This is a genomic window from Inquilinus sp. (assembly GCF_039594555.1).
Lineage (GTDB): Bacteria > Pseudomonadota > Alphaproteobacteria > DSM-16000 > Inquilinaceae > Inquilinus.
In genome coordinates, this window is the sequence record NZ_JBCNNF010000302.1 from 1 (window position 1) to 8,414 (window position 8,414).

Below are 8,414 nucleotides of genomic sequence, written 5' to 3' on the forward strand. Positions count from 1 at the left end.
GACCTATGTCACCTGCGGCGGCGCCCCCGTCTATGTCTGGCCGGGCGGCGGCATCACCTTCATGGTCGATGTCACCCGGGTGCCGGAGAACGCCTTCGGCTATGTCCCCACCCCGGCCCTGGTGGCGCCGATCGAGTTCACCCTGCGCCTGTCGGACTACGAGGCGCTGGAGGGGCATATGGACCATGTCCGCCCCCTCTCCTCCCTCGGCGTCGACGCGGCGCGGCGGCAGGTGCCTGGACATCGCGACAACCCCTGGCCCTTCGCGCCGGAAGGCGCGAAGCGGTCGCACGGCTGACGCCCGCCCATGGCCCGGGTTCCGCAGATCGCGCTGCTGCCCGACGGGCGGCGCCTGCATCTGCAGGACGGGCCGATCGACCTGATCGTCGAGGCCAACGGAGCAATGGAGGCGGTGCAGGCCGCCTATCAGGCGGCGGCGCGGCGCTTCACCGGCCTGCTGGACGAGCTGTGCGACGAGCTGCCCCTGCTGCGCACGCCGGCCCGGCCGGATGGGTGCGCGCTGCAGGGCCCGATCGCCCGCCGCATGCATGACGCGGTAGCGGCCTATGCCGCCGACGGCTTCATCACCCCGATGGCAGCGGTGGCCGGTGCGGTGGCCGAGGCGGTGCTGGCGGCGATGAGCGCGGCGGCGCCGCTCGCCCGCGCCTATGTCAACAATGGCGGCGACATCGCCCTGTATCTGGCGCCGGGACAGAGCTTCACCGTCGGCCTGGTCGACCGCCCGGACCGGCCCGGCCTGTTCGGCACTTCGGTGCTGACGGCGGAGGACGGGATTCGCGGCATCGCCACCAGCGGCTGGCGCGGCCGCAGCTTCTCGCTCGGCATCGCCGACGCCGTCACCATCCTGGCCGCCGGCGCCGCCGAGGCCGATGCCGCGGCCACGGTGGTGGCCAATGCCGTCGACCTGCCCGGCCATCCCGCGATCCAGCGCGTCCCCGCGCGCGAGCTGCAGCCCGACAGCGACCTGGGCGACCGCCCGGTGACCCGCGGCGTCGGCCCGCTGGCCCCGGACGAGATCGACGCCGCCCTCGCGGCCGGCGCCGGGACGGCCGAAACCCTGATCGCCCGCGGCCTGATCCGCGCCGCCGCGCTGCATCTGAGCGGTGAAACAAGAACCGTGGGACTCGGCGAGAACCCCCTCACCCTCCCGCCGCCTTCGGCGTCGGGCCCCTCCCTCTCCCCGAGGAGAGGGAATTTACCTCTCCCCCGGGGAGAGGTCGGAACCGCGGCAGCGGTTCCGGGTGAGGGGGCGGCACCGGCCCATCAGCCCGAACCCACAACGCAGAGCCCCATCCATGCCTGAGGTCGAGATCCGCAAGCGCCTGGTCACCGTCGAGGAGATCTTCCACGAGGGCGGACCGCCGGCCGCGACGCCGCTGCGCCGCGGGGCGATCATCGCCGTGATCCGCAACCCATTCGCCGGCCGCTATGTCGAGGAGATCGCGGGCTTCATGGACGACCTGAAGCCGCTGGGCTTGGCCATGGCGCAGCAGCTGATCCGGGCGCTGGGCGGCGACCCGAAGGCGATCGAAGGCTACGGCAAGGGCGCCATCGTCGGCGCCGCCGGCGAGCTGGAGCACGGCGCACTGTGGCATGTCCCCGGTGGCTATGCCATGCGCGAGGCGTTGGGTGGCGCCAAGGCGATCGTGCCCTCGGCCAAGAAGGTCGGCGGGCCCGGCGCGCGGCTGGACGTGCCGGTGACGCATATCGACGCCTCCTATGTCCGCAGCCATTTCGACGCGATGGAAGTCGGCGTGCCGGACGGCCCGAAGGCGGATGAGATCGCGCTGGTGCTGGTGATGACCACCGGCGCCCGCATCCACGCCCGCGTCGGCGGGCTGAAGGCCAGCGAGATCAAGGGCGAGGACGGGCTGCGATGAGCGCGAAGATCCGCAAGATCGTCACCGTGGTCGAGGAGACGGTGACCGAGATGGGCCGGCCGGTCATCCCGCCGACTCGCCGCGCCGCCGCGGTGGCGGTGATCGAGAATCCCTTCGCCGGCCGCTACGTCGACGACCTGACCGAGCTGTTCGAGATCGGCGAGGAGCTGGGGGCGCTGCTGGCCGAGAAGGCGGTGGCGGCGCTGGGCATCGACGGGCCGGCGGCGGAAAGCTATGGCAAGGCCGCGGCGGTGGGCGAGAATGGCGAGTTGGAGCACGCCGCCGCCATCCTGCACCCGAAGCTGGGCACGCCGGTGCGCAAGGTGTTGGGCAAGGGTGCGGCGCTGATCCCGTCCTCGAAGAAGCGCGGCGGTCCCGGCGTGGCGCTGGACATCCCGCTGGGCCACAAGGACGCCGCCTATGTCCGCAGCCATTTCGACGGCATGGAGGTGCGCATCGCCGATGCGCCACGCGCCGGCGAGATCGTGGTCGCGGTGGCGGTGACCGACAGCGGCCGCCCCCTGCCCCGGGTCGGCGGGCTGAAGGCGAGCGAGATCAAGGGAGAGGACGGGCTCAGATAGAGCATTGAAGCCGCGCCCGACTTTCCTTCTCGTTGTCATTGCCGGGCTTGACCCGGCAATCCAGAGGGTGTCGAGACCTTCTGGATGCCCGGGTCAAGCCCGGGCATGACAATTGGGGGAATAGGAACAAGGGCCTGGAAACCGCTACGGCGAGAGGGCAAACCACAAGGTAGCCCGACCGACAGGGACACGAAGGAGACAGGGGATGAAGGCAAGGTTTCACGTCGCGGCGGCGCTGGCGCTGGCCGCCGTGCTCTGGGGTCCGGCCTTGGCCGGGGCGCAGGAGATCAAGATCGGGGAGATCAACAGCTATTCCGGCCTCCCGGCCTTCACCGAGCCCTATCGCAAGGGCTGGCAGCTGGCGATCGACGAGGTCAACGCCGCCGGCGGGGTGAACGGCCAGAAGCTGGTCGTGATCTCCAAGGACGATGGCGGCAAGCCGGCCGACGCCGTGACCGCCGCCAATGAGCTGGTCTCGTCCGAGGGCGTCACCATCCTGGCCGGCACCTTCTTCTCCAATATCGGCCTTGCCGTGTCGGACTTCGCCAAGCAGAAGAAGGTGTTCTTCATGGCGGCGGAGCCCCTGACCGACGCCGTGACCTGGGCCAACGGCAATCGCTACACCTTCCGGCTGCGCCCGTCGAACTACATGCAGGCGGCGATGCTGGCCGAGGAGGCGGCGAAGCTGCCGGCCAAGCGCTGGGCCACGGTGGCGCCGAACTACGAATACGGCCAGTCGGCCGTCGCCGTGTTCAAGCAGTTGCTGTCGGCCAAGCGGCCGGACATCGAATGGGTGAACGAGCAGTGGCCGCCGCAGGGCAAGATTGACGCCGGCGCGGTGGTGCAGGCGCTCGCGGCGGCGAAGCCCGAGGCGATCCTGAACGTCACCTTCGGCGCCGACCTGGTGAAGTTCGTGCGCGAGGGCAACACCCGCGGCCTGTTCGACGACCGCTCGGTGGTCAGCTTCCTGACCGGCGAGCCGGAGTATCTCGACCCGCTGAAGGACGAGACGCCGGAGGGCTGGATCGTCACCGGCTATCCCTGGTACGCGATCAAGTCGCCCGAGCATGACGCGTTCCTGAAGGCGTACCAGGCCAAGTACAGCGACTATCCGCGGCTCGGCTCGATCGTCGGCTACACCACCATGAAGTCGATCGCGGCGATCCTGGCCAAGGCCGGGTCGGCCGACCCCGACAAGATGATCGCGGCGGCCGAGGGCATCGGAGTCGACAGTCCTTTCGGCCCGATCACCTTCCGCAAGGTCGACCACCAGTCGACCCTGGGCGCTTTCGTCGGCAAGACCACGGTCGAGGACGGCAAGGGCGTGATGACCGACTTCCAGTACCGCGACGGCGCCAACTACCTGCCGTCTGACGCCGAGGTCGCCAAGCTGCGGCCGGCGGAGTAGCCGTCCTTGTCCCCCCTCCCCTCGCGGGAGGGGGTTAGGGGGAGGGGGTTCGGGCCGACGAAAACCGTTCGGATGGTCTGGACCCCAGCGCAGTTTTGAACCGGCACTGCCGGAGTCCCGCATCGGCAACCCCCTCCCCCTACCCCCTCCCGCAGGGGGAGGGGGGACTAGGATAAAACGGGAGAGGCTTGGTGGATTTCCTCGTCGCCCAGTTCCTGACTGGACTCGCCAGCGCCGCCTCGCTGTTCCTGGTGGCGTCGGGCCTGTCGATCATCTTCGGCGTGACGCGGATCGTGAACTTCGCGCATGGCGCCTTCTACATGCTGGGCGCCTACCTGGCCTACACCCTGACCGAGCGCTTCTCCGGCACCCTCGGCTTCTGGGGCGGCCTCGTCCTCGCCGCCGTGATCGTGGCAGCGCTCGGCGCCCTGCTGGAGATCGTGCTGCTGCGCCGGATCTACCGCGCGCCGGAGCTGTTCCAGCTGCTGGCCACCTTCGGCGTCACCCTGATGGTGCAGGACCTGGCGGTGCTGATCTGGGGGCCGGAGGACCTGGTCGGCCGCCGCGCGCCGGGCTTCCGCGGCGCGGTCGAGATCCTGGGCCAGAGGCTGCCGCTGTACGACCTGTTCCTGATCGTCCTCGGCCCCGTGGTGCTGGGGCTGCTGTGGCTGTTGTTCCGGCGCACCCGCTGGGGCGTGCTGGTGCGCGCGGCGACCCAGGACCGCGACATGATCGCGGCGCTGGGCGTGAACCAGAAATGGCTGTTCACCAGCGTCTTCGCCCTCGGCGTGTTCCTGGCCGGACTGGGCGGGGCGCTGCAGATCCCGCGCGACGCCGTCACTCACACCATGGACCTGCGCATCATCGTCGAGGTGTTCGTGGTGGTGGTGATCGGCGGCCTCGGCAGCGTGCCCGGCGCCTTCATCGCCGCGGTGCTGGTGTCGGAGCTGAACGCGTTCGGCATCCTGGTCTTCCCCACCATCTCGCTGGTGCTGGTGTTCCTGGTGATGGCCTGCGTGCTGGTGGTGCGGCCCTGGGGCCTGCTGGGCAAGCCGGAGGCGGCGGCCCGGCCGACCGTCGGCATCTCGATCCGGCCCTGGCGCCCCTTCGCCGCAGGCGAGCGCATCGCGCTGCTGGCCGCCCTCGTCGTCGCGGCGCTGCTGCCGACGGTGGCCGGCGGGTACGCCCTGGCGGTGGCGACGGAGATCGCGATCTTCGCCCTGTTCGCCGCCAGCCTGCAGTTCCTGATGACGACCGGCGGCCTCGCCTCCTTCGGCCATGCCGCCTATTTCGGCCTCGGCACCTATGGCGCGGCCTTCGCGGTCAAGGCCATGGGCCTGCCGATGGAGGCGGCGCTCTTGGCCGGGCCGCTGTTCGGCCTGATCGGCGCGGCGCTGTTCGGCGCCTTCTGCGTCCGCCTGTCCGGCGTCTATTTCGCCATGCTGACCCTGGCCTTCGCCCAGATCGCCTGGTCGGTGGCGACGCAATGGGTCGAGCTGACCGGCGGCGACAACGGCATGCTGGGGATCTGGCCGTCATCCTGGGCCGCCGACCCGGCCGGCTTCTACTGGCTGGCGCTGGCCATCGCGGCCGCCGGCATCGCGCTGCTGCGCATCCTGACCTTCTCGCCCTTCGGCTTCGCCCTGCGCGGGGTGCGGGATTCGACCCAGCGGGCCGAGGCGATCGGCATCGGCCGGGCCGGGGTGCAGTGGATCGCCTTCCTGGCCGCCGGCACTATGGCCGGGCTGGCCGGGGCGCTGTTCGCCTTCCTCAAGGGCAGCGTGTTCCCGGACAATCTCGGCATCCCGCTGTCGATCGACGGGCTGGTGATGGTGCTGCTCGGCGGCATCGAGACCGTCTCCGGCGCCGTGGTCGGCGCCATCGTCTACAAGGCGCTGGCGATCTGGCTGGTCAGCCAGACCGACCTGTCGAAGCTGGTGCTGGGCGGCATCATCGTGCTGCTGGTGGTGGCCTTCCCCAAGGGCCTCGTCGGCTTCGTCGAGGAGTGGCGGGCCAGGCGGCGCAAGCCTCCCGCCTCGATCTCCGCCGCCGCCTCCCGCATGGAGGCCGCGGAATGAGCGCGCCTCTGCTGCAGGTCCAAGGCCTGGCCAAATCCTATGCCGGCGTGCCGGCGGTGCGCGGCGTCGACTTCACGCTCGAGGCCGGCGGGATCCTGGCCCTGATCGGCCCGAACGGCGCCGGCAAGAGCACCTGCTTCAACATGCTGAACGGCCAGATCCGCCCCAATGCCGGCCGGGTGAAGCTGGAGGGGCGCGACATCACCGGCCTGGCGCCGCGCCGGGTCTGGCGCCTGGGCGTCGGCCGCACCTTCCAGATCGCCGCCACCTTCGCCTCGATGACCGTGCGCGAGAACGTCCAGGTGGCGCTGCTGTCGCATCACCGCCGGTTCGGCCTGGCTTTCGCCGGCCGCGCCTATCGCGACGAGGCCGACGCGCTGCTCGACCTCGTCGGCCTCGGCGGCGCGGCGGAGCGGGCCTGCGGGGAGCTCGCCTATGGCGACGTCAAGCGGCTGGAGCTGTCGATCGCACTCGCCAACGCACCCAAATTGCTTTTGATGGACGAGCCGACCGCCGGCATGGCGCCGAAGGAGCGGGTGGCGCTGATGCGACTGACGGCGCAGGTCGCGCGGCAGCGGCGGATCGGCGTGCTGTTCACCGAGCACGACATGGATGTGGTGTTCGAGCATGCCGACCGGATCATGGTGCTGAACCGCGGCGCGCTGATCGCCGAGGGGCCGCCCGAGGCGGTGCGCCGCGACCCGCAGGTGCGCGCGGTCTATCTCGGCGACGGGCTGCTCTACTACGCCAAGCATCGCGAAGGGGTGCCGGCATGACGCTCTCGGTCTCCGGCCTCAACGCCCATTACGGCCCGGCCCACATCCTGTTCGATGTCGGCTTCGAGGTCGGCGAGGGCGAGGTGGTCGCCTTTCTCGGCCGCAACGGCGCCGGCAAGTCCACCACCTTCCGCTCGCTGGTCGGGCTGGTGCCGCGGCGCGAGGGCCGGATTCTGTTCCGCGGCACCGAGATCTCGTCCAAGCCGACGCATGAGATCGCCCGCGCCGGCCTGGGCTATGTGCCGGAGGACCGGCGGATCTTCACCGATCTGACGGTGGAGGAGAACCTGGTCGTCGGCCTGCAGCCGCCGCGGCCGGGCGCGCCGACCTGGACGCCGGAGCGCCTCTACGCCCTGTTCCCCAACCTGGCCGAGATGCGCCGCCGCCCCGGCGGGCGGATGAGCGGCGGCGAGCAGCAGATGCTGACCATCGCCCGGACCCTGATGGGCAACCCGTCGCTGGTGCTGCTGGACGAGCCGTCGGAAGGGCTGGCGCCGAAGATCGTCGAGCAGATGGCCGACGCCATCCTGGCGATGAAGCGCGAGGGGCTGAGCGTCCTCTTGTCTGAGCAGAACCTACATTTCGCCCGGCTGATCAGCGACCGCGCCTACATCATCGAGACCGGCCGCATCCGCTTCGGCGGCACGATGGCGGAGCTGGAGGCGCAGCCGGAGATCCGCGACGCCTATCTCGCCGTGTGATATGAGGCGCCCATGACCATCGCCGCGCGCAGGCCCAACGGGCCGGCCTACATCCTCGACGACCAGATCGGCTTCATCCTGCGCCAGGTCAGCCAACGCCACGCGGCGATCTTCGCCGCCGGCATCGGCGAGCAGGACCTGACGGCGACGCAATGGGCGGTGCTAGCCAAGCTCTTGGAGCGCGGCCCCTGCTCGCAGAACCGGCTCGGCCGCCGCACCGCCATGGACGCGGCGACGATCAAGGGCGTGGTCGACCGGCTGGGCAAGCGCGGCCTGATCGAGACCCGCCCGGACCCAGAGGACGGCCGCCGGCTGGAGGTGGCCCTGAGCCCCGCCGGCCAGGCCCTGGCCGAGCGCATCGTGCCGCTGGCGCACCGCATCACCGAGGAGACGCTGGCACCGCTGAGCGAGGCGGAGCGCACGACTCTGATCGAGCTGCTGCGGAAGCTGGGCTAGGTAGATTTGCCCGTTTGAGGCTATGTCGACCAGAACATCGGAGTAGTGCAACTCGGGCCATCTTGCTCATTGCCTACCAATGAAGCTCCCGATTGACGTTCGCCCAAACGGCACGGAGATTCAGGCTTCTGAAGAACGCGTGCCAGTTCCTTGGCGCGATAAAGGCCATCTGTCCACCGCCGCCATCCCACACCGGGACCACGGTACCTGCGAGCCCAGCCGATCGGGAGTGTAGCTGAATCTCATCGATGATCTCCTGCTGAGCCTCGCGCGTCTTGTAACCGAACTGGCGATCAAGGGGCGCAATGATGAGATCGACGCCCTGTTGGCGCACGTGCGCGACCTTCAAATCCGGCATGTCTTGAGTCCTATTTTTGTGGGGAGGTCCGGGCAGGAGCCCACGGCCCCATGCCCGGTCGAGAAGTCGATACCGGCAATTAGGCCACGCACTCCATCAGCGCGAGCAGATTGTCGTTCCAGTAGCCGTCCGCGTGCGTGCGCACATACTTGCCG

General features: G+C 70.0%; 9 protein-coding genes and 1 pseudogene. 9 read left to right on the plus strand and 1 reads right to left on the minus strand.

Annotated elements, in window-relative coordinates; translation table 11 throughout:
• From ABDW35_RS26070 to ABDW35_RS26110, 9 genes and pseudogenes are all read left to right on the plus strand, one after another.
• Nucleotides 1-298 (plus strand): annotated as a pseudogene (locus ABDW35_RS26070) (6-hydroxynicotinate reductase); the annotation flags it as partial.
• Nucleotides 299-307: 9 nt separating this feature from the next.
• Complete coding sequence (locus ABDW35_RS26075) at nt 308-1,324, plus strand: UPF0280 family protein (RefSeq protein WP_343716776.1); 1,017 nt, start codon at nt 308-310, stop codon at nt 1,322-1,324.
• On the plus strand, nt 1,317-1,901 hold the full coding sequence (locus ABDW35_RS26080; RefSeq protein WP_343716777.1) for an amino acid synthesis family protein: 585 nt from the start codon (nt 1,317-1,319) through the stop codon (nt 1,899-1,901). Before ABDW35_RS26075 ends, ABDW35_RS26080 begins: the two co-directional genes overlap by 8 nt.
• Complete coding sequence (locus ABDW35_RS26085; RefSeq protein WP_343716778.1) at nt 1,898-2,482, plus strand: amino acid synthesis family protein; 585 nt, start codon at nt 1,898-1,900, stop codon at nt 2,480-2,482. Before ABDW35_RS26080 ends, ABDW35_RS26085 begins: the two co-directional genes overlap by 4 nt.
• A gap of 205 nt (nt 2,483-2,687) precedes the next feature.
• On the plus strand, nt 2,688-3,890 hold the full coding sequence (locus tag ABDW35_RS26090; RefSeq protein ID WP_343716779.1) for an ABC transporter substrate-binding protein: 1,203 nt from the start codon (nt 2,688-2,690) through the stop codon (nt 3,888-3,890).
• 191 nt (nt 3,891-4,081) lie between these two features.
• Entirely contained in the window at nt 4,082-5,968 is a 1,887-nt protein-coding gene (locus tag ABDW35_RS26095) for an ABC transporter permease (RefSeq protein WP_343716780.1), read from the plus strand.
• Complete coding sequence (locus tag ABDW35_RS26100; RefSeq protein ID WP_343716781.1) at nt 5,965-6,744, plus strand: ABC transporter ATP-binding protein; 780 nt, start codon at nt 5,965-5,967, stop codon at nt 6,742-6,744. Before ABDW35_RS26095 ends, ABDW35_RS26100 begins: the two co-directional genes overlap by 4 nt.
• Entirely contained in the window at nt 6,741-7,445 is a 705-nt protein-coding gene (locus ABDW35_RS26105; protein ID WP_343716782.1) for an ABC transporter ATP-binding protein, read from the plus strand. Before ABDW35_RS26100 ends, ABDW35_RS26105 begins: the two co-directional genes overlap by 4 nt.
• Before the next feature lie 12 nt (nt 7,446-7,457).
• The gene (locus ABDW35_RS26110; protein WP_343716783.1) at nt 7,458-7,901 is read left to right on the plus strand and encodes a MarR family transcriptional regulator; all 444 of its coding nucleotides are present in this window, start codon (nt 7,458-7,460) and stop codon (nt 7,899-7,901) included.
• Between the two features lie 73 nt (nt 7,902-7,974).
• Here the strand turns inward: ABDW35_RS26110 and ABDW35_RS26115 are convergent, their stop codons facing one another.
• Entirely contained in the window at nt 7,975-8,259 is a 285-nt protein-coding gene (locus ABDW35_RS26115) for a hypothetical protein (protein ID WP_343716784.1), read from the minus strand.
• Nucleotides 8,260-8,414 lie beyond the last annotated feature (155 nt).